This window comes from Acidovorax cavernicola, assembly GCF_003581445.1.
The window spans coordinates 311,832-336,173 of the sequence record NZ_QXMN01000001.1 but is presented as its reverse complement, the minus strand read 5'-3'; the positions used below and the strand labels follow the sequence as shown (position 1 = coordinate 336,173).

The following is a 24,342-nucleotide window of genomic DNA, read 5'->3' as shown; positions in this document are numbered from 1 at the left end:
CGCGACCAGCGATAGGCGGCCGCAACTCGACGAAAATCGGCCGCCCTCCCCCTTCCCTCTGCGCCGTCTTTCATGCTCCGAATCTTCCTGCGTTCCCTCGGCCGTCTGCTCGCGACCCTCGCCGTGCTGCTGTCGGCCGCCTGGGCCTGTGCGGCCCTGTGGTACCAGCTGCCCGCGACGCTGCCGGTCAAGGTCGGTGCGATGGTGCTGTGGGGCCTCTTCGGCCTGGTGGCCATCGTGCTGCTGTGGCGCGGCAAGGCCGGCCGCTCGCTGCTGGCCTACGCCATCGGCTTCGTCGTGCTGCTCGAGTGGTGGGGCACCATCGCGCCCTCGCAGCACCGCGAATGGGCCGACGACGTGGCGCGCCATCTGAAGCCGCGCGTCGAGGGCAGCGTGGTCACGATGGAGAACGTGCGCAACTTCGACTGGCGCAGCGACACCGACTACACCGCGCGCTGGGACACGCGCCGCTACGACCTCGACCGCCTGCGCTCGGTCGACGTTTCGCTCTCCCACTGGATGGGCCCGGCCATCGCCCATACGCTGGTGTCCTTCGGCTTCGACGACGGCCAATTCCTGACCTTCTCCATCGAGATCCGCAAGGAACGCGGCGAGAGCTTCTCGGCCGTGGGCGGCTTCTTCAAGCAATTCGAGAACAGCCTCGTGGCCGCCGACGAGCACGACATCCTGCGCGTGCGCACCAACGTGCGCGGCGAAGACGTCTACATGTACCGCGTGCGCCTGCCGCAGGCGGAGATGCGCTCGCTGTTCCTCGGCTATGTGGACGAGGCCAACGCGCTGGCGCGCGCGCCAAGCTTCTACAACACGCTCACGGCCAACTGCACGACCATCGTCTACAGCCTCGCCAAGCATGTCGTGCCCGGCCTGCCGATGGACTGGCGCCTGCTGGCCTCGGGCTACCTGCCCGAGTACCTGCACGACGTGGGCGGCCTGACGCCGGGGCAGAGCATGGAAACGCTGCGCGCGGCCGGCCGCATCACCGACCGCGCCATCGCCACCGACCAGCAACCCGGCGTGAACTTCTCGCAAGCCATCCGCAACGGCCTGCCGGGCGTTGCGCCATGAACCGCGTCCGCTTTCCGCTCTGGCCTGCCCTGCTGCTGGCGCTGTCGCTGCTCACGGGCTGCGCGGGCGTCACGGTCGGCACCATCTCGCCCGCCGAATACCTCGCCCAGCGACGCGGCGACGTGCTCACCACCGGCAAGCTCAGCAGCTCGGCGCAAGAGGTGCTGCGCGTCATCGGGTCCGATGCCGACCAGTGCCGCAAGGATGGCCGCGCCTGCCGCCAGAACCTCGCCACCTCCGCCGGCCTGAGCGACGAGCAGCGCATGTCGGCGCTGTCCGAGGTGTGGCTGCAGGTCGCCTTGGCTGGTGGCGACGGCGGTTCGGCCGCGCAACCCACCGCGCCCGAGGCCATCGACGCCTGGCTCGAAACCGCGCGCCACGCCTACGCCTACCTGTTCTTCACCGCGCGCAAGCCGCGCGACCGTGCCTTCGAAGACCGCCAGACGCAGGTGCGCGACTACTACAACTACGCGGTGCAGCGCGCCATCACCGGGCTGTTCGGCCGCTACCGCAAGGACGGCGTGCCACGCGCGACCATTCCGGAAGTGGGCGACTGGCGCATCGGGGCTGACCTGTCCGCGCTGCAGCTCCCGGCCGACGCCAGATTGCCGCAGGAGCTGATTCCCGCCGCCTCGCTGACCTTCTCGGGCCTGCGCAACATCTACCGCCGCGACGGCTTCGGCGCCGAGCTGGTCGCCTCGGGCAGCGAGCGCCCGACCGATGCCCAGGCCGATGAAGACGCCCCGCCCTTCAGCGAAACGCCCTTCCCCGCGCTCACGGCCCTGCTGCAGTTCGACGGCACCACGCTGCAGGACGTGTTGTCCACGCGCGCATTGCGCATCGCCGTGTTCGACCCCTACCGCACCAGCACGATCCGGCTGGCCGGCGAGGAGATCCCGCTGGCCGCCAACTTCACCTCGGGCTACGGCCTGTGGCTGGCCCGCTCCGACTTCGCACTGCAGGCGCTGCGCAGCCTGTTCGGCGGCGCTGAAGGGCTGACCCGGCCGCACATCTACCTGATGCAGCCCTACGACCCGAAGCGCCGCACCATCGTCATGCTGCACGGCCTGGCCAGCAGCCCCGAGGCCTGGATCAACGTGGCGAACGAAGTGCTGGGCGACGAGACGCTGCGCCGCCGCTACCAGATCTGGCAGGTGTACTACCCGACCAACGCGCCGCTGCCGCTGAACAACCTGGCGATCCGCGAAGCCATCACGCAGACGATGGCGCACTTCGATCCGCAGGGCCGCGCCGAGGCGTCGCGCAACGTCACGCTCATCGGCCACAGCATGGGCGGCGTGCTCTCGCGCCTCTTGGTGTCCTCGTCGGGCGACGTGCTGTGGGACGCGCTGCGCGAGGGCTACCCCATGCCGGCCGCGCAACGCCGCCGCATCGAGGAAGGGCTGGGGCCGTACCTGCGCTTCGAACCCCTGCCCCAGGTCAGCGACGCCATCTTCATCGCATCGCCGCATCGCGGCACCTCGTTCGCCAACAAGCGCATCTCGCGCTGGGTGGCCAACCTCATCACGCTGCCGGTGGCCATGCTGGGCCAGCTCAACGACATCTCGCGCGAGCTGATGCGCGTGGCGCCCAGCTCGCAGGACATGGGCCCGCTGCGCATTCCGAACAGCATCGACAACCTCAGCGACCGCGACGCCTTCGTGCGCCTGTCATCGGGACTGCCGCTGAGCCCGAAGGTGCGCTACCACTCGATCATCGGCAACGACACGCCCGGCGTGCCGCTGGCCGAGTCGAGCGACGGCATCGTGCCCTACACCAGCGCGCACCTCGACGGAGCCGTGTCGGAGCTGGTGATTCCGTCGGCCCACAGCGTGCAGGAGAACCCGCTGGCGATCCTGGAGATCCGGCGGATTCTCAGGGCGCAGTTGCAGCGCGCACCTTGAGTTCCTCTGGTTTCGCGCGCCCGCGCAGCCAGGCATCGACACTCCACGGCCCCGCGCCGGCCGCGGCGATGAAGAGGAACACGAACGAGAACAGTACGGCGGACTCGCCCTGGTTGAGGAACGGCACCAGCACGTTGCCCTTGGGCGCGTGGCCGAGGAAGTACGCGAAGGCCAGCAGCCCCGAAAGCACGAAGGCCACGGGTCGCGTGAACAGGCCCACCAGCAACAGCAGGCCGCCGAAGAACTCCAGGATGCCCGCCGCGCCCAGCAGCGAGAACAGCTGCAGGTTGTCGAAGAAGGCGACGTGCGGCACCGCGAACAGCTTGGCCGAGCCATGCTGGATCAACAGGTAGGCCGAGACGATGCGAAGCACCGAGAGTGCGGGCGGAACCAGGCGGTCGGTCGAAGGAAGGGTCATGGCAATGAAGTCCGGACAAAGGTTGAAGGAAGGGAGAACCCGCCGAAATTCTGCGAGCCGCCTTCTCACATCCCAAGCACGAAAATCATGCTTCGCCCACTGCTTTTCTCAGAAGCGGTGAAGTTGAATCGCCCCGGCCTTCCACTGCATTCGCGCTCAGGTTCGCATCCGCTTCAACCGCAACCCACCCCACACCGCCAGCAGCACGCTCGCGCCGAACACCCAGCCCGACAGCGCGCCGGCCATGGTGCCCGACAGCAGGTTGCCGACCGTGCAGCCCAGCCCGGTCATCGCGCCCCACCCCAGCAGCACGCCGCCGCCGAGTCCGCGCGCGACCTGCCCCGCTGTCGGCCATGCGGGCCTGAACTGCCCGCTCGCAAGCGCCGCGGCCAGCGCGCCGGCGACGAGGCCGCCGACCAGCAGCGCGTTGGGCGTCTGCCAGAGGCTTTCGACCACGGCCGTGACGCAGCCGCCGAAACCGTCGAGCCCGTCCAGGCGCTGCGGCAGCAGGCCCTGCGCATTGCCGAGGTCGCGCGCAGCGCTGCCCAGCGCGGCCGTCACGCCCAGCGGGCGCAGCCGGAGCACCACGATCACGGCGATCGCGCCGACGGCGAGCCCGCCCCACGCATACGGCCAGCGCCCGTGCAGCAGGCGTTGCAATGCCTCGATGAAGCTGCGCGGCGCGGGCACCACGGCTTCGCTGACGGGCAGCCGCCGCCAGAGCCACGCACTCAGCGCAGCCAGCACCACCAGCTGCAGCGCTGCCGATCCCGCATACCCCAGGTGATGCGGCAGCCACACCACGGGCGCAGTGGCGATGGTGGCGCTGTAGAGCCAGTTCCAGCTGATGAAGCCCAGCAGGAATCCCCCTGCCGCGCCGAGCAGCGCGAACGGCGCAGTCGGCGAGCCTTCGCCCAGCCGGTACCAGTGCGCGCTGATGCACGAGCCCGACACCACCATGCCCGCGCCGAAGGCCAGCCCCGCGAGCACCAGCGCCGCGCTGACCGGCCCGATGTGCGCGTCGGGCGGCAACCGCCCCGGCTGCGGCACCGGCAGCCAGCCTGTCATGACGACGTGCATGCCCACCGTGCCGACCGCCAGCGCGGCGACGATGGCCAGCAGGCCGCGTGCATCGCCGCCTTCGAAGTAGTCGCGCGCATGGCAGTAGAAGCAGAAACGCGAGCGCTGCAGCACCACGCCGAGCACGGCGCCCAGCCCGAGCGCGAAGGCCAGCGCGCGGCCGCCGCTGCGCTCGCCGAGCAGATGCACGCCAGCTGCGATCAGCAGCAACACGACGGCGCCGGCGGCCAGGCCCTTGCGCGAAAGCGGCTTCGCAGGAGCCGCAGTGATTGATGAAGCGGACATACCCCAGTCCCTCTTTCGTTGGTCCAAAAAAAAGCGAGCCCGAGGGCTCGCCCAATGTCGTCCATCAGAGAGGCCGCGAGGTCCCTCCAACGCCGACTCACCTCGAACTCATCTCACCTCAACTCATTCATTTGGACGCCCACACCGTGCCGGCCGGGTTGTTGACCGGCACGCCGACGGCGTTGCCGTATTCGGTCCACGAGCCGTCGTAGTTGCGCACGTTCTTGTAGCCCAGGATCTTGTGCAGCGCGAACCACGTGTGGCTCGAACGCTCGCCGATGCGGCAGTAAGTAATGGCCGGCTTGCTGCCGTCGATGCCCACGGCCGCGTAGATCGCCTTCAGCTCGGCGGCCGACTTGAAGGTGCCGTCCTCGTTCACCGCGCGGCCCCAGGGCACGTTGGCCGCGCCCGGCACGTGGCCCGCGCGCACCGCCAGTTCGGCGGCGCCGGCCGGCGCGAAGATCTTGCCGCTGTATTCGTCGGCCGAGCGGATGTCGACCAGCTTCGCGTCGGAGCGCCCCTCGGCCACCGCCAGCACGTCGGCCAGCCGCGCGCGCAGTTGCGGGTTGGGTTGCGTCACCTTGAAGCGCGTGGCGGCATGCTCGGGTGCGCGGTTGTCGAGCACGCGGTTCTCGGCCTCCCACTTCTTGCGGCCGCCGTCGAGCAGCTTCACGTTCTGCACGCCGTACTGGTCGAACACCCAGGCGCCCCAGGCCGCGAACCAGTTGTTGGTATCGCCGTAGAGGATCACGGTGGTGTCCTTGTCGACACCGGCCGCCGACAGCAGCTTCTCGAATTCGGCCTGGCTCACAATGTCGCGGCGCACGCGGTCGTTGAGGTCGTTGTGCCACGAGAAGTTGACCGCGCCCGGGATGTGGCCGCGCTCGTACAGGCCCGGGTTCACGCTGACCTCGATCACGCGCAGCTTCGGGTTGCGCAGGTTCTTCTCGAGCCAGTCGGTCGAGACCAGCGGGCCGCTGCCGTCGGCCGAGGCCTGGGCAAAAGCGGCGGGCGCGGTGGCCAGGAAGGTCAGCGTGGCGAGGGACGCAGCGCGCCACCATCTGCTGAGAATCGACATGCGGAACTCCTTGTGTTGAATGGAAGACATCAAAGAAAAATCAGAGCGAACTCTAGGCAAGCCGCGCGCAATCACCAACGAAGCGTTTGCGATAAGCGCATCACCAAAGCTTCTGAGGCTGAATGCAGAAGTTCAGATCAGCGCGAGCGCGTCGCGCGGCACTTCGGCGCGCACGCGCCAACCCAGCTCGGGCGCGATGCGCACGGCGATGTCGTCGAGCATCTGCTCGTAGGCCTCGCCGGCGAAGTTGTAGGGCAGCTCCACGCGCAGCTCGCTCACCAGCGGCAGCACCGGGTCGCGGCGCAGGCGTTCGAGGATCTCGTCCGCGCTGCCCACGAGGTCACCCGCAAACAGCGTGCGTCGCTCGCCCTGCGGCGACAGCGTGCGCTCGACACGCCCCGCCGCGAACGCGCGGTAGCGCCGCCGCGTGGCGGCATCGGCCCCGTCCAGCGGCACGATCACGCGGCCCAGCGCCACCCGCCCGCGCCGCGCACCGGGCACTTCGCTCGCACGGTAGCGCTCGACGAGGCTGGTCTGCGCTTCGAGGAAGTCGTCGGTGGCCTCGCCCGTGAGCACATTGCCCAGCAGCAGGTGAAAGCCGTTGCGCCCCGCCCATTCGGCCGAGCGCAGCGACCCGCCGCCGTACCAGAGCCGCCCGACCAGGCCGGGTGCATAAGGTTGCACGCGTGGTCGCACGCGCCCGCCGGCGGACTCGACCACGGTGTCTTCATCGCCCAGCAACACGTCTTCGAGGTTGGCCCGCAGCCGCGCCACGCGCTTGTGCGTGAAGTCGACGGTGGCCGGCGGTGCGTCCTGGAAACGCCCTCCCAGCAAGGCGCCATGCGGCGGCGCACCCGCGCTCAGCCCCACCTGCAGCCGTCCGCGCGAGAGCACGTCGACGGTGGCCAGGTCTTCGGCGAGGCGGAACGGGTTTTCGTAGCCCATCTGGATCACCGCCGCGCCGAGTTCGATGCGGCGCGTGCGCTGCGTCGCGGCGGCCAGGAAGGTCGGTGCCGACGACACGGCGCGCTCCAGGTGGCGCTGGCGCACCCAGGCGCTGTCGAAGCCGCGTCGCTCGCCGAATTCGAACAGCCGCAGCGCGGCCTCGAGGCCCGCGTGCGGGTCGGCCTCGTCGTAGTTGCCGGGCGTGAGAAAACCGATGTGGTGGATGGTCATGGGTCGTGCGCTTCTTGTGCGTCGCGTGCTCAGAACTTCGGCAACCCGGGCGGGTTGACCTCGGACTTCGGCAGCGCCTCTTCCGCGAGGCGCCAGCGCGCGAGCGCCTTGCCGTAGGTGCCGTTGCGGATCAGGTTGTTGGCCGCGGTGGTCAGCGCCACTGCCAGGCCGCTGCCCTTGCGCGTGGCCACGGCCACGTCCGACTTCAGCGGCCAGCCCGCGTTGACCGTGCCGGCCAACCGCAGTTGCCCGTTCTTCGCGGCCTCGTAGGCCTGCGGCGCGTTGGGGTTGAAGTTGGCGTCGACGCGTTTGGTGGTCACCGCCAGCCAGCGCGTCACATCGTCGTCGTAGTACTGGATCGACACCGGCTTCAGGCCAGCCGCCACGTTCTGTCGGTCCCATTCGAGCAGGATGCGTTCCTGGTTCGTACCCGCGCCGGTCGTGAGCTTCAGTCCCGCCACGTCCTTCGGCTCGCGGATCGCCTGGATGGCGCTGTCGGTGCGCACGTAGAAGCCGTGCAGGCCGAGGCGGTAGGTGGAAAAGTCGAACTTCTCCTTGCGCTGCTCGGTCACGCCGACGTTGGAGATCACCGCGTCGTACTTGCCCGAACTCAGCCCCAGCGGCCAGTCGGCCCAGGCGATGGGCAACAGCTCGAGCTTCAGGCCCAGCGCCTCGGCGATGAGGTGCGCAAAGTCGGGGTCGAAGCCCACCACCGTCTTCGCGTCCGTGGCGTAGGTGGAGATCGGCGGCGCGAACGGCGCGATCGCGATGGTCAGCACGCTCTCCTTCACGAACTTGAAGCTCGGCGAAATCGCGTTGACGGCCTCGGCGTCCTTGCCGGTGTGCAGGCGCCCGCGCTGCGCGGGGCTGAAGTCGAAAGGGTCGGCGGCGTGTGCCGCCGGCAGGAACGTCATCAGGCCGAGGGCGGCCAGTGCCCCCAGTTTCTTCTTGAGCGACATGGTCCCCTCCCCTCAGTTCTTCGGCAGGCCGGGCGGGTTGGTGCGCGCCACCTCGATCGCCTCCGACGCGAGGTTCCAGCGCGACAGCGCCTTCCCGTAGTTCCCGTTCTTGATCTGCGTGTTCAGCGCCAGCGTGACGGCCTCGGCAATGCCTGAGCCCTTGCGCGAAGTGACGGCGATCTCCGCATTGAGCGGCCAGCCGCCCGACACCAGCCCCGCCAGCCGGGTCTTGCCGTCGCGCGCCTCGTAAGCTGCGATGGCGTTGGGGCCGACATATGCATCGGCGCGGCCCGACTGGATCGCCAGGCGCTGCACCACATCGTCGTCGTAGTACTGGATCTCGATGGGCTTGAGGCCCGCGGCCAGGTTCTGCTTGTTCCAGCGCAGCAGGATCTGCTCCTGGTTCGTGCTGGCCGTCACGATGAGCTTCAGGCCCGCGATGTCCTTCGGCTCCTTGATGGCGCCGAGCTTGCTGTTCGACTTCACGTAGATGCCGAGCTGGTCGTTGCGGTAGGTCGAGAAGTCGAACTTCTCCTTGCGCTCCTCGGTCACGGTCACGTTCGAGACCACCACGTCGAACTTGCCCGACTGCAGGCCCAGCGGCCAATCGGCCCAGGCGGTGGACACCAGCTCCAGCTTGCGCCCGAGGCTGTCGGCCACCAGTTGCGCGATGTCGGGCGCATTGCCCACGGGCGTCTTGGTGTCGCTGGCATAGGCCGCGAACGGCAGCCGGCCGGTGGTGGTGCCGACGACGAGCACGCCTTCCTTCTGGAACTTGAAGTCCTTCGCGAGCCGCACGGCTTCTTCGATCTTCTGCGCGCGCGGGCGGCCTGGCTGCTCCGGGCTCAGGTCGGGCGCCGGGGCGGTCTGGGCCGTGGCGGCCAGGGGCAGCAAGGCGGCCAGAAGAACGGACAGGAGATGGCGTCGATGGGTCATGAAAGGCGGTCGTTTGGAAAGAGGAAGAAGGGAAAAAAGGTCAGAGCACCTTGGCCAGGAACCCGGCCGTGCGCGGATGCTTCGGCGCGTTGAACACCTGCTCGGGCGTACCGGTTTCGACGATGCGGCCCTGCTCCATGAACACCACGGTGTCGGCCACCTCGCGGGCGAAGCCGATCTCGTGCGTCACGATGACCAGCGTGGTGCCGGAGTTCGCGAGTTCCTGGATCACGGCGAGCACCTCGCCCACCAGCTCGGGGTCGAGCGCGGAGGTGGGCTCATCGAACAGCAGCACCTTGGGCTTGAGCGCCAGCGCCCGCGCAATCGCCACGCGCTGCTGCTGGCCGCCCGAGAGCTGGCGCGGGTAGGCGTCCTTGCGGTCGGCCAGCCCGACGCGGGCCAGCAGGTCGAGGGCCAGCGCCTCGGCCTCGGCACGAGGAAGGCCGCGCACCGACTGCGGCGCCTCGACGATGTTCTCCAGCACCGTGAGGTGCGGGAACAGGTTGAAGTTCTGGAACACCATGCCCACGTCGACGCGGCGCGTGAGGATGTCTTTCTCGTGCAGCTCGTACAGCGTGTCGGCATCGCGCCGGTAGCCGATGAGTTCGCCGTCGATGGCGATGAAGCCGTCGTCCACGCGCTCCAGGTGGTTGATGGTGCGCAGCAGCGTCGACTTGCCCGAGCCCGAGGGGCCGAGGATCACCGTGACGCTGCCGCGCGGCGCGGTGAAGCTCACGTCGTCGAGCACCTGCAGCGCGCCGAAGCGTTTGGACACGCCGTGGATCGTCACCTCGCCGCCGGGTGCGCGCGTGCCGTTCCAGCGCGGCACTTGCGCGGGCGCCGGGGCCGGCGCAGACACCGGCACCACGGCCGGCGCCCTGCCCCGCGCCCACAGCCCGTGCAGCACGCCGCCCAGCCAGGAGCGCGGCGCATGGCGCAAGGCTCCGCGCGAGAAATGCCGTTCGATGTAGTGCTGCGCCACCGACAGCACCGTGAGGATCACGAGGTACCACACGGTCGCCACCATGAGCAGCGGAATCACTTCCAGGTTGCGCCGGTAGATGATCTGGATCGTGTAGAACAGCTCGGGCAGCGCCAGGATGTAGAGGTTCGAGGTGCCCTTGGCCAGCCCGATGATGTCGTTGAAGGCCGTGGGCAGGATGCTGCGCATGGCCTGCGGCAGCACGATGCGCGAGGCCTGGCGCCGGCGCGAAAGACCGAGCGCGGCCGCCGCCTCGAGCTGGCCCTGGTCCACCGACAGGATGCCCCCGCGCACGATCTCCGAGGCGAAGGCCGCCTGGTTCAGCGTGAGGCCCAGCAGCGCCGCCACGAAGGGGCTGATGAGCTGCGTGGTCGGGTACGAGAAGAACGTCAGGTCGGTGAACGGCACGCCCAGCGACACGGTCTCGTACAGGTAGCCGAGGTTGTTGATGATCAGCAGCAGCACGATCACCGGCACCGACCGGAAGAGCCAGGTGAACACCCAGGCCAGCCGCGCCAGCAGCGGCGAGCGCGACACCCGCGCCAGCGCCAGCCCGGTGCCGAAGAAGAAGCCCAGCACCGCGCCCAGCGCCGTCAGCAGCAGCGTGCGACCCAGCCCTGCGAGCACCGGCTCCGCGAAGAACCACTCGGCGAACACCGGCCAGCCCCAGCGCGGATTGGTGAGCACCGAGTGCAGAACGAGGCCGATCACCGCCACTGCGAACACCGTGCCGACCGTGCGCGCCGGGTACGTCGCGGGCACGATGCGCAAATGCGAGTAATCCCCCTTGGCGGGCGGCGTCGCATCGGTGCGAGGTGCGGACCGGGCCACGGGCACGGGACTGCGCGGCTCCGGGCCGACGTCGAGGATCGTGGTCGTGTTCATCGCGACACCGCCTCGCTCAACACCGTGTCCGGACGGGCCTGTGCGCTCCACTGCGCCAGGTGCTTCTCGAACGGCAGCTTGCGCGGCGTCTCGGGATCGGCAACGTCCCCAAACAGCGCCGTGTAGCCGTGGCTGCGGTACAGGCCCACGGCCTCGGGCTGGCGAAAGCCGGTCGTGAGGTAGATGCGCTCGTAGCCCTGGCGCAGCACCTGCGCTTCCAATTCAGCGAGCACGCGGCTTGCAAGGCCCTGGCGGCGCAATGCGCCGTGCGTCCACACGCGTTTGAGTTCGGCGGTACGTTCGTCGTGGCGCATGAAGGCGCCGCCGCCGATGGCGATGCCGTCGCGCAGCAGCAGCACGAAGTTGCCGTGCGGCGGCGCGAACACCTCGGGTGCGTAGCGGTCGATCTCGCGCGGGGCGCCGGGCTCTCGCAGCACGTCGCCGTAGCGGCTGTCGTACTCGAAGGTGAGCCCTTCGATCAACGGCCGGGCCAAGGGGTCCAGGGGCGTGGTGTAGAGAAAGTAGTCGCTCATGGGGTGGTTTCCTGGAGGTCGCTGCCGACGGAAAGAAAGCGCTCGGCCAGCCGGGCCCAGTACACGGCCGCGGGCGCGAGGATGGCGTCGTTGAAGTCGTAGCGCGGGCTGTGCAGCGAGGCGCTTTCGCCGTTGCCGAAGAACACGTAGCTGCCGGGGCGTGCCTGCAGCATGTAGGCGAAGTCCTCGCTGGCGGTGCGCGGCCGGAAGGCGGGATCAACGCGCTCCGCGCCGAAGGTGTCGAGCGCCACGGTGCGCGCGAAGGCGGTTTCTTCCGCGTGGTTGACCACCGGCGGAAAGCCCGGCCGGTAGTCCACCTCGGCCTCGGCGCCGAAGCTCTCGGCCTGCGCCTTCGCCAGCGCCGGGATGCGGCGCGCCAGCAGCGCGCGCACCTCGGGCCTAAAGGCGCGTGCCGTGAGCTTGAGCTCGACCGTGTTCGGGATCACGTTGGAGGCCTCGCCACCGTGGATGGAGCCCACGGTGACCACGCCCATGTCCAGCGGATCGACGTTGCGCGCCACCACGGTCTGCAGCGCCGCGATCAGGTGCGCGCTCGCGACCACCGGGTCGACCGTTTCGTGCGGCTGCGCGCCGTGGCCGCCCTTGCCGCGCACCGTGATGTGCGCCTGATCGATGGCCGCCATCGCGGGCCCGGTGACGCAGCCCACGTGCCCTGTGCTGACCCCGGGCCAGTTGTGCAGGCCGAAGACCGCGTCGCACGGGAAGCGCGTGAACAGGCCTTCGTCGATCATCTTCTTCGCGCCCGCGCCGAGTTCTTCGGCGGGCTGGAAGATCAGGTGCAGCGTGCCTTGAAAGACGCCTGCTTCGGCCAGGAAGCGCGCCGCCGCGAGCAGGATCGCCGTGTGGCCGTCATGCCCGCAGGCGTGCATCACGCCCGCGTTCTCGCTCGCATAAGGCAGGCCCGTGGCTTCGTGGATCGGCAGCGCGTCCATGTCGGCGCGGATGCCGAGGCTGCGCCCCGGTCCGCGCCGCAGCGTGCCGACCACGCCGGTGCCCGCGAGGCCGGTCGTCACCTCGTAGCCCCAGGCCGTCAGCCGTTCGGCCACGAGCGCCGAGGTGCGGTGTTCCTTGAAGGACAGCTCGGGGTGCTGGTGAATGTCGCGTCGCAGCGCGATGAACTCGTCGCCGTAGCCGGCAATGATCGATTCGACGCGGTGGATGTCCTTCAAGGCCGGCCGTGGCAGCGCGACGCCCATCAGGCGGCTTTCCGCTCGGTGGCGGCGTCGCCCTGCACAGACGCATGGCGGCTCGCCTTGCGCGGAAGGCTCAGGTGGTCGCGCAGGGTCTGGCCGGGCAGCTCTCGCTGGTAGCGACCACGGGCCTCCAATGCGGGAATCACGAACTCGATGAAGTCGTCCAGCCCCTGCCCCAGCACCGGGAAGCCAAGGATGAAGCCGTCGGCCGCACCTTCGTCCACCCAGCGAATGATCTCGTCCGCGATGCGCTCGCCGGTGCCCACGAACTGCGTGCGCGGCGTGGCCACTTCGAGTGCGACTTCGCGCAGCGTCTGGCCCTTGGCCTTCGCGTTGGCCTTGATGCGGTCGGTGGTCGAGCGGAAGCTGTTGCGGCCGATCTCGCCCAGCTCGGGGAATGGCGCATCGAGCGGGTACTGGCTGAAGTCGTGGTGGTCGAAGAAGCGGCCGAGGTAGGCCAGCGCCTCCTCGACCGTCAGCAGTGCGCGGATGGCGAGGTACTTGGCCTCGGCCTCCGCTTCCGTGGCCGCGACCACGGGGCCGATGCCGGGGAAGATCTTCACGTCGCCGGCCTGGCGGCCCTGCGCCACGGCGCTGGCCTTGACCTGCTTGAGGAAGGTGCGCGTGTCTTCGAGCGAGGGCGAATGCGTGAACACTGCATCGGCGTACTTGCCGGCCAGCCCGATGCCCGCGTCCGACGAGCCGGCCTGGAAGATCACCGGCTGCCCCTGCGGCGATCGCTGGATGTTCAACGGCCCCGCCACCTGGAAGAAGCGGCCCTTGTGGTCCAGCGTGTGCAGCTTGTCGCGGTCGAAGAAGCGGCCACTGTCGCGGTCGCGCACGAAGGCGTCGTCGTCCCAGCTGTCCCACAGGCCCTGCGTCACGGCCAGGTACTCGTCGGCGATCTCGTAGCGCAGCGCGTGCTCGGGGTGGTTGCGGCTGTAGTTCTTGGCGCTGCCTTCGAGCGGCGTGGTCACCACGTTCCAGCCCGCGCGCCCGCCACTGATGAGGTCGAGCGAGGCGAACTGGCGCGCCACCGTGAACGGGTCGCTGTAGGAGCTGGAGATCGTGCCCGCCAGGCCGATCTTCGAAGTCACCGCTGCCAGTGCGGAAAGGATCGAGATCGGCTCGAAGCGGTTGAGAAAGTGCGGGATCGACTTCTCGTTGATGTACAGCCCGTCGGCCACGAAGGCGAAGGCGATGCCCGCGGCCTCGGCCTTCTGCGCGCTGCGGATGAAGAAGTCGAGGTTGACGCTGGCATCGGCCGGGCCGCCCGGGTGCTTCCAGGCATTCATGTGGCTGCCGGCCCCTTGCAGCATGACGCCGAACTGGATGTTGCTCATGACGATCGTTCTTGTGATGGGAGTGGGAAAGGAAGCTCAGGCCAGCGCGGGTTCGCGGGCCTGCGCCAGCAGCTCGACCGCCGTGGCGCGCGCGGCGAAGTTCGCCACCGGGATGTCGATCACGAACTCCTCGATGCCGTGGCGCGCGCTGAGCGCATCGAGCGCCTCGCGCACCTCGTCGCCAGTGCCGGCGATGACATGCGGGCGCCGCGCCTCGGTGCGGTAGTCGCTCGCGCCAGCCTGCCGCGCGAACTCGGCGGCGGCTTCGAGGCTCGGCAGGTTCACGCTCTGGCCCGTGGGCAAGGTCACGCGGAAGCTGCGCAGCGCACCCACCAGTTGTGCGGCTTCGTCATGCGTCTCTGCGGCGAAGGCAAAGAGCGCGAGCAACGGCGCGCGTCCGGTCGCGGTGCGGTAGGCGTCGATCGATTGCTCGATGTTCACGGGGTCGCCGTTGAAGTGCCCCGCATAGACGAACTGCCAGCCCAGCCGCGCCGCAAGCAGCGCACTTTCAGGGCTGCCACCGAGCAGCACGCGCTGCGGCAGCTGCGGCGGGAATGGTGTGGCGACGGCACCCGCCAGGGCATGGTCGGCGGCCACACCGTCGTGCAGGAAGGCATCGAGTTCGCGCAGGCGCGCTTCGAAATCGAGGGCCTTGGCCTTCACCGGATCGTGCAGCGATTGCAGCGCCTTGCTGGTCAGCGGCAGGCCGCCCGGCGCCTTGCCGATGCCCAGGTCGACACGGCCCGGTGCCAGCGAGGCCAGCACCTTGAAGGTCTCGGCCACCTTGAACGGGCTGTAGTGCTGCAGCATCACGCCGCCAGTGCCGATGCGGATGCGCGAGGTCTTCGCGAGCAGGTGCGAAGCCAGCACCTCGGGCGCGGAACCTGCATACGTGCGGTTGCCGTGGTGTTCGGCCAGCCAATAGCGCCGGTAGCCCAGCCGCTCGGCGCGCTGGGCCAGCGCGATGGTGTGCTGGAACGCCTGCGCGGCATCGGCACCTTCGGGAATCAGGCTCTTGTCGAGCAGGGACAGCAAGTAGGACACGGTGTTCGGCGAGGCGCGTTGAAAGCAGATGCTTCAAATTCTGCGAGCCCTCGCGCGGGCCGTTTGCGCTGAATTCCTCTATCGATATCTGGAATCTGAGGGGTTCGCGCCGTTCACCACGAATGCGGAAGCAACGCGGCCAGCGTGACCGCGTGCTGGCGGCGCCGCACACGCAGCGGCACATGGCCGTGCGGTGCGCGGCGCGCCACTTCATGCGGCGATGCCGGCGCGATGCGCCAGGCCATGGCGGTCAGCGCGAGGATGTGGCGGGCCTGAGCGGCCGGGGACGAGGAGACGAAGGTGTGCAGCGACATGGCGGGCGGTTTTCTCCGGGGAGCGATGCCGCCGATTCTGCGAAGCGCCCCCGCCCTTGCCAACGACGGATTGCGAATGTCCTGATGCGGTTTGCTTCGCATCCCCGGGTGCCCGAGGGTTGCGCCGCCCCCCTCGCACTGACTACGATGGATGCGAACCCACCCAAGGAGCAAGCACCATGTCGAACCATGTCTACAAGTCGCTCGAGCTGACCGGCTCGTCCAAGACCAGCATCGAGGATGCGGTGCAGACCGCCATCGCGAAGGCGCACGAGACGGTGCGCAACATCCAGTGGTTCACCGTCACCGAGACGCGCGGCCACGTGGTGGACGGCAAGGTCGCGCACTGGCAGGTGACGGTGAAGATCGGCTTCACGCTCGAATAGCCGAACCCAGGGCCGCGGCGCGGCCCTGGCCGCTCAGGCGCGCAGCGCGGACGTGCCTTCGTAGATAAAACGGCGCGACCACGGCAGCGTGCTGGCCGCCCTGCCCGCCTTGCGCCCGACGATCTGGTAGATCGCCACGTCGTCGTTCTCGAAGGCGTAGGCGCAGCCCGCGAGGTACACGCGCCAGATGCGGAACTTCTCTTCGTCGACGAGCGCGCGCGCCTCGTCGGCGTGGGCTTCGTAGGCGTCGCTCCAGTGGCGCAAAGTCTGCGCGTAGTGGCGGCGCAGGTTCTCCACGTCGAAGGCTTCGAGCCCGCCCTGTTGCATGGCCTGCAGCGCCAGGCTGATGTGCGGAAGCTCGCCGTTGGGGAATACGTAGCGGTCGATGAAGTCGCCGCCGCCATACGACACGCCGCCGCCCTCGGGGTCGGACGAGGTGATGCCGTGGTTCATGACGATGCCGTCGTCGGCCAGCAGCTGCTGCACGCGCTTGAAGTAGTCGGGCAGGTTCTTGCGGCCCACGTGCTCGAACATGCCCACGCTGGTGATGCGGTCGAACTGGCCGGTCACGTCGCGGTAGTCCTGCAGGCGGATCTCGATGCGGTCCTGCAGCCCTGCGGCCTTCACGCGTTCGGTCGCCATGTCGAACTGGTTCTGCGACAGCGTGACGCCCACGCAGCGCGCGCCGAACTTCTGCGCCGCGCGAATCACCAGCGCGCCCCAGCCGCAGCCGATGTCGAGCAATGTCTGGCCCGGCTTGAGTTCGATCTTGGTGAGGATGTGGTCGATCTTCTTCAGTTGCGCGGTGGCCAGGTCTTCGTCGCCGTTCTCGAAGTAGGCGCATGAATAGACCATGTTCGCGTCGAGCCACAGCTGGTAGAACGCGTTCGACACGTCGTAGTGGTACTCGATGGATTTCTTGTCCGACGACTTGCTGTGCGCGAAGTAGCGCGCCATGTTCTGCAGCGCGCCGCCGGGCTTGTCGAGCGAGGTCTTCGCCAGGCCGTAGGCGATGTCGATCACGTCGCTGAGCTTGCCCTCGATGTCGATCTTGCTCTTGACGTAGGCCTCGCCCAGGTTGTCGAGCGTGGGCTGCAGCATCAGCGACAGCGCCGCGGGCGTCTTCACATGCAGCGTGACCGCCGGCCCGCTGAAGTCACCGAAGTCGTAGGACTGGCCGTCCCACAGGGTGAGCCGCGCGGGCAGGTTTGCCCGTGCGCGGACGGCGGCGCTCCACTGCGCCAGCTTCTTTTCCCAAAGCATGCATCTCTCCGAGTTGTTGAGTAGTCCCCGCTTTCATGGGCGGGCGGGTGCTGCAGCGAACAAAACGATAGCGAGATTTCGCGAAACCTGCATGGCCGCGACGACGCAAGAAATCGCGCCAGGTGCTATAGGCGCACAGGCGCGATGCAAAGCCTGTGCGATGCGATGTAGTGCTTTATGCAGCTTCCATCGAGGTCGCGTCGTTGCCGGCCTCGCCGAGCCAGCGGCGCTTGTCGCGCAGCGGCGGCGCGCCGAACATGCGGCCGTATTCGCGCGCGAACTGCGAAGGGCTTTCGTAGCCCACGTTGTGCGCGGCGCTCGCCACGTCGGTGCCGGCGATCAGCATCTGGCGGCGCGCCTCCTGCAGGCGCAGCTGCTTCTGGTACTGCAGCGGACTCATCGCTGTCACGGCCTTGAAATGATGGTGGAACGACGACACGCTCATGTGCACTGCACGCGCCATGTCTTCCACGCGCAGCGATTGCGCGTAGTTCGTGCGCAGCGCGCTGATGGCCTTGGCGATGCGCTGCGTGTGGCTGTCGTGCAGCGCGATCTGCCGCAGCCGCGCGCCCTCGCCGTTCACCAGCAGGCGGTACATGATCTCGCGCTTGATCATCGGCGCCATGATCGGAATGTCTTCGGGCGTGTCGAGCAGCCGCAGCAGACGCAGCACCGGCTCCAGCACCGGCATGGCGATGCGGTTGACGTACATGCCGCGCGACGCCGGAGCATTGGCCTTGGCCGGCAGCTTCTCGTCGCCGATGAGGTCGCCGATCTCGTCGACCGCCAGCTCCAGCCGCACGCCCAGGTAGGGCTCGTTCTCGCTGGTGACACATACCTGCCCGCACACCGGCAGGTCGACCGAGGTGACGAGGTAGTTCATCGGGTCGTACACGTAGATGTCGTCGCCTACGATGATCCGCTTGGAGCCCTGCGCGATGAGGCCCAGCGCCGGCGTGGCGAAGCCGTGCTTGGGGCCGTCGGGCTTGCTGATGCAGTGCACCTGCAGGCCGGGCACGGCGCATTCCACCGTGCCGTCCTGCCCGCGTGTGATGTGGCGGATGAGCTGCACCAGCTCTTCGCGGGCGGCGTCGAGTTCGGGCTCCAGCGGCATCGGCATGGCGAGGACGGTGGCGGTGTCGGGGGTTTCGTCAGACATTGGGTGAGCCTCTGAAGAAGGGGCACGCTTGGACGGCGGCCATGGAGGATTGGGCTGCCCGCAGCTTAGCGCCGCGCCCTCCAATCTGCACGGCCCCGGCGCGAGGTCTGGAGAAATAGGCAAAGACTTTGCAGGAACGCGCTCACCCGCCGGGTGCCGCCGGCCGGATACTTTTTCGCGACCACCGGCATTTCTGCGGATCGCGAAAGCCGGACGGCCCCCTCCTCACGCAAAGGACAACTTTCGATGCAATACCGCAAATTCGGCCGCACCGGCCTCCTGGTTTCCGAACTCTGCCTCGGCACGATGACCTTCGGCGGCGCGCCGGGCATCTGGGAGCACATCGGCCAGCTGCAGCAGAGCGAGGCCGAAGGTCTGCTCGGCCGCTCGCTCGACGCAGGCATCAACTTCATCGACACGGCCGACGTGTACTCCGACGGCCTCTCCGAAACCATCACCGGCCAGGCGCTGAAGAACCTTCAGGTGCCGCGCGACCGCGTGGTGGTCGCGACCAAGGTGCTCGGCGAGACCGGCAGCAAGGGCGTGAACTCGGCCGGCGCCTCGCGCTATCACATCATGGACGGCGTGAAGGCCAGCCTGAAGCGGCTGCAGCTGGACCACATCGACCTGTACCAGATCCACGGCACCGACCCGCTCACGCCCATCGAGGAAACGGTACGCGCACTCGACGACCTCGTGCGCCAGGGCCATGTGCGCTACGTGGGTGTCTCGAACTGGGCTGCATGGCAGATCGCCAAGGCCCTGGGCATCGCCGAGCGCGACCGGCTCGCGCGCTTCGAGTCGCTGCAGGCCTACTACACCGTCGCCGGGCGCGACCTGGAGCGCGAGCTGGTGCCGATGCTGCGCAGCGAGCAGCTCGGCCTGATGGTCTGGAGCCCGCTGGCCGGCGGCCTGCTGAGCGGCAAGGTCGACCGCCACACGGCCACCGCGGAAGGCAGCCGCCGCGCAAGCTTCGACTTTCCGCCGGTGAACGTGGAACGCGCCTACGACTGCATCGACCTGATGCGCCAGTTCGCGCAGCCGCGCGGCGTGTCGGTGGCGCAGATCGCGCTGGCCTGGCTGCTGCACCAGCCGGTGGTGACCAGCGTGATCGTCGGCGCCAAGCGCATCGACCAGCTCGACGACAACATCGCCGCCACCGAAGTGCGGCTCACGGCCGACGAACTCGCGGCGCTCGACAAGGCGAGCGCGCTAGCGCCCGAGTACCCCGGCTGGATGCTGGCGCGCCAGGGCGGCGTGCGCGCCCAGCGACTGGCCGATTCAGGCCGCCGCGGCTGACACGCTCAGTGCAACCTCGCCCCGCCGCGCAGCGTGGGCCGCACTCGCACGCAACGCGCGCAGGTCGATGTGCTCAGCCGCGCGCGCGGCCTCGGGTGCCTCCAGGTGCGGCACCACGCCCAGCAGCGGCGCGCCGAGCCGGGCGCGCAGCGTCTGCAGGTTGCCTTCGGGCGAGAGCATCTGCGGATCGACCACGCTCGCGACCCAACCTGCAAGCACCAACCCGCGCGCACGGATCGCCTCGGCGGTCAGCAGCGCGTGGTTGAGGCAGCCCAGGCGCAGCCCGACGACGAGGATCACGGGCAGATCGAGCGCCACCGCGAGGTCGGCCGTGTCCAGGTCGTCGCCCAACGGCACACAAAAGCCGCCCACGCCCTCCACCACCACCGCATCGGCCTGCGCGGACAGCCGCTCGAAGGCATCGAGCAGCACGGGCAGCTCGACCTGCACGCCCTCTTCCCGCGCCGCCAGGTGCGGCGACATCGGCGCCTTCAGCACATAGGGGCAACGCCAGGTGAGCGGCGCGTCGACATTGCCGGCCGCCTGCAGGCGCTCGACGTCTTCGTTGCGCCATTCGTCGTCGATGGCGTCCAGCCCCGCCGCCACCGGCTTCATGCCGACCGCGCGCAAGCCCGAGGCGGCCAGCAGCGCGAGCATGGCGCTGCTCACCAGCGTCTTGCCGACGCCGGTGTCGGTGCCGGTGACGAACCAGCGGCGCGGCGGCGGCAGATGCAAGGGCTCTCGCGGCAAGAAGGGTTCACGCGTCATGCGGCCTCCAGCCAGGGCCCGGCCAGCGCTTCGCCGAGCGCGTCGATCAGGCGCGCCACGTCGCTCTCGGTGTGGCTGGCCGACAGTGCAATGCGCAGGCGCGCGGTGCCCACAGGCACGGTCGGCGGACGGATCGCGCCGACGCGCAGGCCGTGCGCGTCGAGCCGCTCCATGGTCCGCATGGCCCGCGCGTTGTCGCCCACGATGAGCGGCTGGATCGCGGTCGGCGAGTCGGCCAGCCAGGCGCTGCCGTCGGCCGGCAACACCTGCTTCAGGCCGGTGCGCAGCTGGGTGATGCGGGCGCGCAGTTGCGCGCGCCGTCGCATGCCCTCCTCGCCCTCGATGAGGGCCAGGCTGGTCAGCAGCGCGTGCGCGATGGCGGGCGGCGCGGCCGTGGTGAAGATGTAGGGCCGCGCGCGCTGCACCAGGAAGTCGATCACAGTGCGGTGCGCCGCCACGAAAGCGCCCGACACGCCGGCCGCCTTGCCCAGCGTGCCGATCAGCACCAGCCGCTCGGAGCGCAGCCCCAGCGCCTGCAGCGCGCCGCGCCCGGTGGCGCCGAGCACGCCGAAGCCGTGCGCATCGTCGATCACCAGCCAGGCGTCGTGCCGCTCAGCCAGCGCGAGCAGGCCGGCCACGGGCGCGATGTTGCCGTCCATGCTGAAGACGGCGTCGCTCACGATGATCTTGACCGCCGCGTCGCAGGCCGCAAGTTGCGCGTCGAGCGCCTGAAGGTCGCAGTGCGGGTAGCGCTCCACGCGGGCGCGCGCCAGTCGCGTGCCGTCGATCAGCGAGGCGTGGTTCAGCGCCTCCGAGAAGATCACCGCCTCGCCGTCGCCCAGCGCCGACAGCACCGCGAGGTTGGCCATGTAGCCGGTGCAGAAGAACAGGCTGCGCGCCTCGGGAATGTGCGGCGCCATCCACTCGCCGAGCTGGTCTTCCAGCTGCGCGTGCGCGCGCGAGTGCCCCAGGATCAGGTGCGAACCGCCGCTGCCCGTGCCGTAGCGCACCGCGCCTTCGGCCAGCGCCTCGGCCAGCGCGGGATGCGCGGCCAGGCCCAGGTAATCGTTGCTGCTGAAGCCGAGCATGGTGCGCGGCGCGTCGGCGCCGACCAGCGTGAGGATCTGCTCCGGCGCGCAGGCGGTCTCGGCGATCTGCCGACGACGGCGCAGCGAGCGCGCGTCGAGTGCGGTGATTTCGTCGTTCAGGCGTTCAAGCAAGCGCAGCATCGCGGATTCCTTCTTCGGTGGCGGCATGGGGTGCGGTGGTGACGGTGCGCAGCGTCGCGAGCGTGCCGTCCACCAGCTGGTCGATCTCGTCGTCGGCGATGGCATACGGCGGCATCAGGTACACGGTCGCGCCGATGGGCCGCATCAGCAGGCCGTGGTCGCGCGCCGCGAGGTGAAAGCGCTCGGCGAAGCGCGCGCCGGGTTCGCGCACGTCGAAGGCCGTGATCATTCCGCGCTGGCGCAGGTGATCGACCGCAGGCGAACCGCCCGCCAGCCCTTCGCGCAAGCGGGCGAAAAGGCGCGCGGCGCGGTCCTTGTTGCGGTTCAGCGCGTCTTCCTGCGCGAACAGGTCGAGCGTGGCGAGCGCCGCGCGGCAGGCCAGCGCGTTGCCGGTGTACGAATGCGAATGCAGGAAGCTGCGTGCGGCGTCGTCGTCGACGAAGGTCTGGTAGATCGCATCGCGCGTCATCACCAGCGCCAGCGGCAGGTAGCCGCCGCTGATGCCCTTCGACAGGCACAGGAAGTCGGGCCAGATGCCGGCCTGCTCGCACGCGAAGAAGGTGCCGGTGCGCCCGCAGCCGACCGCGATCTCGTCGGCGATCAGGTGCACGCCGAAGCAGTCGCACAGCGCGCGCAGCCGGCGCAGGTACGCAGGGTCGTGCATCGCCATGCCGGTGGCGCACTGCACCAGCGGCTCGACGATCACGGCGGCGATGCTGTCGTGCTCGGCGGCCAGCAGCGCCTCCAGTTCGTCGGCGGCGCGGTTGGCCACGGCGGCGGCGTCTTCGCCGGGCCGGGCAGCGCGCGCGTCGGGCGAGGCCACGAGGTGCGCGCTGGCGAGCAGCGGTGCGTAGGCATCGCGGAACACCGGCACATCGGTCACGTGCAGCGCGCCCAGCGTTTCGCCGTGGTAGCCGTGGCGCAGCGCGACGAAGCGGCGCTTGTCGGCGCGACCCGCGTTGCGCCACGCGTGGAAGCTCATCTTCAGTGCGATCTCTACGGCCGATGCGCCGTCGGAGGCATAGAAGCAATGACCCAGCGCGTGGCCCGTGAGCGCCGACAACCGCTCGGCCAGCTCGACCGCCGGTGCGTGCGTGCAGCCGGCGAGCATCACGTGCGGCAGCGTGTCCAGCTGCGCCTTCAGCGCGGCATTGATCGCCGGGTGCGCGTGGCCGAACAGGTTGACCCACCACGAGCTGGTGGCATCGAGGTAGCGCCGGCCTTCGTGGTCGGTCAGCCAGACGCCCTCGCCGCGCGCGATGGGCAGCGGCGGCGCCACATCGAGGCGGATGCTCTGGGTGCAGGGGTGCCACACGTGGCGACGGCTGCGCTGCTGCCAGTTCGCGTTGGCGCTCGAAGAAGCGGTCGTTGTGGAGGACACCCGCGCATTCCTTTCTGGTCCGAAAAAAGCTTGAGCCGTCGAGAGGAACGAAGGCAAAGGCGCGGGATCGTATCGACGGAAAGACGGCGCGGCAAACCCGCTTCGGGCGGGTGCTCGCGGGGTGCAATCCGGGGAATTTGGGCGACGTTGCGCCGTGAAATGCGTACGTTCGTTGCATGAGCGCGCTGCCCGGTGCCGCCGGGCCAGCCGCACGTGGACAAGCACCGCTGCAAGTTGTCCGGCTGCCGCCAAAGATGGTGAGCGAATGTCCGGTTCTCGTGGTGTCGACCGACTCGGCCGCGCTTTTCAGACACGACAGTGGCTGATTTCAACGAACCGCTCAACCGCTGCGCTTTTTCACCAGCGCCGTGATGTACGCCTCCAGTGAAATGGCCCCGCGATTCGGCGCTTGTGCCGGCTCGTAGGCCTCATCGAGCGTGAGCCGTGTCATGGCGACATAGGACTTCGCCGCCGGCTCGGAGAACCCCATCGACCGGAAAGCCTGCTCCCACTGCGCGGGCGGCGTCTGCACCGCTTCGACCGGCCGGTCCAGCGCAGCCGCGAAGGCAGCCGCCACGTCCGCCGACGAATACGCCGCCGGCCCTTCGACATGGTGCAGCCCGAAGGATTCGGGCGGGGCCAGCATCAGCCGGGCCGCGAACTCGCCGATGTCGTGCGGGGCCACCATCGGCAGCTTGAAGTCGGGCGGGTACATGCTGTGCACCTTGCCTTCGTTGCGCGCGGTCTCGAGGGAAGCGTCCCAGTTGCTCATGTAGTAGGCCGCGCGCTGCACGCTGAGCGGCACGGGCCCAGCGGCCAGTGCCTGTTCCATGTCGTACAGCACGCTCAGGTCGCCGATGCCCTCGCCGGGCTGCGCGCCGTAGGTCGACGCGGCAACGATCTTTTCGAGCTTGCAGCCTTCGACCGCGGCCAGGATCGCGCGCAGGCTGCGGTGTTCCTCGGCCACCGTGTCGGTCGACGGCGCCGCCGGCGGGTTGAGCACGAACAGCCGCGTGCCGTTCTGGATCACGCGGTGCAGCGCGGCCGTGTCGAACACGTCGACCTGCGCCACCCGCGCGCCCTTGTCCTGCTGTGCCCGGGTCTTTCGGGCGTCGCGCGTGACCAGCGTCACGGGCTGGTTCTGCGCCAGGAGCGCTTGTGCCAGTGCCGAGCCGACATGGCCCGTCGCACCCAGAATGATGTGCATGGCGTGCCCCTGCTAGCTGCGCTTTTCGGCATTGCGCTTGCGCGTGGCGGCGCCCTTCTTCGCGGACGCCGACCGCTCGGCAGCGGTGCGATTCGCGGCCGCGGCGCCGCCCAGGCGACCACCCTTGCGCGAAGGCCCGTGGTTCTCGGACTTGCCGCGGCCCGAGCCGCTCTTCTTGCCACCGCCGCTCTCGGCATTCACCGTGGCCCAGGCGCGGCGCTCGGCCTCGCCCTTGGCCACGCCGCGATGCTCGTAGCCTTCCTCGATGTGCTCGGCCTTGCGTTTCTGCTTGTCCGTGTAGGACGACTTGTCACCTCTTGGCATGTCAGCGCTCCTTCGGGAGGAAAGAAAGAAGCCTTCATGCTGGTCGCCTGTGCCGCCCCGTGGGTCGGAAGAGGCATGCGCTGTGCGTC

23 protein-coding genes are annotated in these 24,342 nt (G+C 69.1%); 4 read left to right on the top strand and 19 right to left on the bottom strand.

The features are described 5' to 3' along the window. Positions 1-72 precede the first annotated feature (72 nt). Positions 73-1,086: an Lnb N-terminal periplasmic domain-containing protein gene (locus D3H34_RS01610; RefSeq protein ID WP_119551578.1), complete on the top strand. Its 1,014-nt coding sequence runs from the start codon at positions 73-75 to the stop codon at positions 1,084-1,086. Further along, a complete protein-coding gene (locus tag D3H34_RS01605; protein WP_119551576.1) occupies positions 1,083-2,990 on the top strand; it encodes an esterase/lipase family protein in 1,908 nt (635 codons plus the stop codon). The genes D3H34_RS01610 and D3H34_RS01605 overlap by 4 nt, the downstream gene beginning before the upstream one ends. Here D3H34_RS01605 and D3H34_RS01600 read toward each other — a convergent pair. The 12 genes from D3H34_RS01600 to D3H34_RS01545 all read right to left on the bottom strand — a co-directional run bounded on the left by D3H34_RS01600 (position 2,962) and on the right by D3H34_RS01545 (position 15,237). Continuing rightward, on the bottom strand, positions 2,962-3,408 hold the full coding sequence (locus tag D3H34_RS01600) for a DoxX family protein (protein WP_119551574.1): 447 nt from the start codon (positions 3,406-3,408) through the stop codon (positions 2,962-2,964). The two genes, D3H34_RS01605 and D3H34_RS01600, sit on opposite strands and share 29 nt — an antisense overlap. 156 nt (positions 3,409-3,564) lie before the next feature. Then, positions 3,565-4,773, bottom strand: a complete 1,209-nt coding sequence (locus D3H34_RS01595) for a YeeE/YedE family protein (RefSeq protein WP_119551572.1) — start codon at positions 4,771-4,773, stop codon at positions 3,565-3,567. A 127-nt stretch (positions 4,774-4,900) separates the two neighbouring features. After that, entirely contained in the window at positions 4,901-5,851 is a 951-nt protein-coding gene (locus D3H34_RS01590; protein WP_119551570.1) for a sulfurtransferase, read from the bottom strand. Between the two features lie 132 nt (positions 5,852-5,983). After that, positions 5,984-7,027 carry an LLM class flavin-dependent oxidoreductase gene (locus tag D3H34_RS01585; protein WP_119551568.1) on the bottom strand — a complete coding sequence of 348 codons (1,044 nt, stop codon included), beginning with the start codon at positions 7,025-7,027 and terminating at the stop codon, positions 5,984-5,986. Positions 7,028-7,056: 29 nt separating this feature from the next. After that, entirely contained in the window at positions 7,057-7,986 is a 930-nt protein-coding gene (locus tag D3H34_RS01580; protein WP_119551566.1) for an ABC transporter substrate-binding protein, read from the bottom strand. A 12-nt stretch (positions 7,987-7,998) separates the two neighbouring features. Then, positions 7,999-8,922, bottom strand: coding sequence for an ABC transporter substrate-binding protein (locus tag D3H34_RS01575; protein WP_119551564.1), 924 nt, complete (start codon positions 8,920-8,922; stop codon positions 7,999-8,001). 40 nt (positions 8,923-8,962) lie between these two features. Further along, positions 8,963-10,789, bottom strand: coding sequence for an amino acid ABC transporter permease/ATP-binding protein (locus D3H34_RS01570; protein ID WP_119551562.1), 1,827 nt, complete (start codon positions 10,787-10,789; stop codon positions 8,963-8,965). Continuing rightward, on the bottom strand, positions 10,786-11,322 hold the full coding sequence (locus D3H34_RS01565; RefSeq protein WP_119551560.1) for a GNAT family N-acetyltransferase: 537 nt from the start codon (positions 11,320-11,322) through the stop codon (positions 10,786-10,788). The genes D3H34_RS01570 and D3H34_RS01565 overlap by 4 nt, the downstream gene beginning before the upstream one ends. Next, a complete protein-coding gene (locus D3H34_RS01560) occupies positions 11,319-12,539 on the bottom strand; it encodes a M20 aminoacylase family protein (RefSeq protein ID WP_119551558.1) in 1,221 nt (406 codons plus the stop codon). Before D3H34_RS01560 ends, D3H34_RS01565 begins: the two co-directional genes overlap by 4 nt. Then, positions 12,539-13,879 carry an LLM class flavin-dependent oxidoreductase gene (locus D3H34_RS01555; protein ID WP_119551556.1) on the bottom strand — a complete coding sequence of 447 codons (1,341 nt, stop codon included), beginning with the start codon at positions 13,877-13,879 and terminating at the stop codon, positions 12,539-12,541. The genes D3H34_RS01560 and D3H34_RS01555 overlap by 1 nt, the downstream gene beginning before the upstream one ends. Positions 13,880-13,915: 36 nt before the next feature. After that, positions 13,916-14,923, bottom strand: coding sequence for an LLM class flavin-dependent oxidoreductase (locus D3H34_RS01550; RefSeq protein ID WP_119551554.1), 1,008 nt, complete (start codon positions 14,921-14,923; stop codon positions 13,916-13,918). A 113-nt stretch (positions 14,924-15,036) separates the two neighbouring features. Continuing rightward, complete coding sequence (locus D3H34_RS01545) at positions 15,037-15,237, bottom strand: hypothetical protein (RefSeq protein WP_119551552.1); 201 nt, start codon at positions 15,235-15,237, stop codon at positions 15,037-15,039. A gap of 179 nt (positions 15,238-15,416) precedes the next feature. Between D3H34_RS01545 and D3H34_RS01540 the strand changes: the two genes are divergently transcribed. Further along, a complete protein-coding gene (locus D3H34_RS01540; protein WP_062482179.1) occupies positions 15,417-15,623 on the top strand; it encodes a dodecin in 207 nt (68 codons plus the stop codon). A 33-nt stretch (positions 15,624-15,656) separates the two neighbouring features. On the opposite strand, the gene D3H34_RS01535 is transcribed toward D3H34_RS01540, so the two are convergent. Both D3H34_RS01535 and D3H34_RS01530 read right to left on the bottom strand, forming a co-directional pair. Further along, a complete protein-coding gene (locus D3H34_RS01535) occupies positions 15,657-16,886 on the bottom strand; it encodes an SAM-dependent methyltransferase (RefSeq protein ID WP_119551550.1) in 1,230 nt (409 codons plus the stop codon). A 175-nt stretch (positions 16,887-17,061) separates the two neighbouring features. Beyond that, the gene (locus D3H34_RS01530) at positions 17,062-18,045 is read right to left on the bottom strand and encodes an AraC family transcriptional regulator (RefSeq protein WP_119551548.1); all 984 of its coding nucleotides are present in this window, start codon (positions 18,043-18,045) and stop codon (positions 17,062-17,064) included. Positions 18,046-18,291: 246 nt separating this feature from the next. Between D3H34_RS01530 and D3H34_RS01525 the strand changes: the two genes are divergently transcribed. Then, the gene (locus D3H34_RS01525) at positions 18,292-19,344 is read left to right on the top strand and encodes an aldo/keto reductase (protein ID WP_119551546.1); all 1,053 of its coding nucleotides are present in this window, start codon (positions 18,292-18,294) and stop codon (positions 19,342-19,344) included. Here D3H34_RS01525 and bioD read toward each other — a convergent pair. From bioD to D3H34_RS01500, 5 genes are all read right to left on the bottom strand, one after another. Then, positions 19,327-20,112 (bottom strand): dethiobiotin synthase, encoded by a 786-nt coding sequence (bioD, locus tag D3H34_RS01520; protein WP_119551544.1) that lies wholly within the window; start codon positions 20,110-20,112, stop codon positions 19,327-19,329. The genes D3H34_RS01525 and bioD overlap by 18 nt on opposite strands. Beyond that, the gene (gene bioF, locus D3H34_RS01515; RefSeq protein ID WP_119551542.1) at positions 20,109-21,341 is read right to left on the bottom strand and encodes an 8-amino-7-oxononanoate synthase; all 1,233 of its coding nucleotides are present in this window, start codon (positions 21,339-21,341) and stop codon (positions 20,109-20,111) included. Before bioF ends, bioD begins: the two co-directional genes overlap by 4 nt. Beyond that, positions 21,325-22,722, bottom strand: coding sequence for an adenosylmethionine--8-amino-7-oxononanoate transaminase (gene bioA, locus D3H34_RS01510; RefSeq protein ID WP_119551540.1), 1,398 nt, complete (start codon positions 22,720-22,722; stop codon positions 21,325-21,327). Before bioA ends, bioF begins: the two co-directional genes overlap by 17 nt. A gap of 340 nt (positions 22,723-23,062) precedes the next feature. Further along, the gene (locus tag D3H34_RS01505) at positions 23,063-23,929 is read right to left on the bottom strand and encodes an NmrA family NAD(P)-binding protein (RefSeq protein WP_119551538.1); all 867 of its coding nucleotides are present in this window, start codon (positions 23,927-23,929) and stop codon (positions 23,063-23,065) included. A gap of 12 nt (positions 23,930-23,941) precedes the next feature. Continuing rightward, a complete protein-coding gene (locus tag D3H34_RS01500; RefSeq protein ID WP_119551536.1) occupies positions 23,942-24,253 on the bottom strand; it encodes a plasmid stabilization protein in 312 nt (103 codons plus the stop codon). Positions 24,254-24,342: the final 89 nt, after the last annotated feature.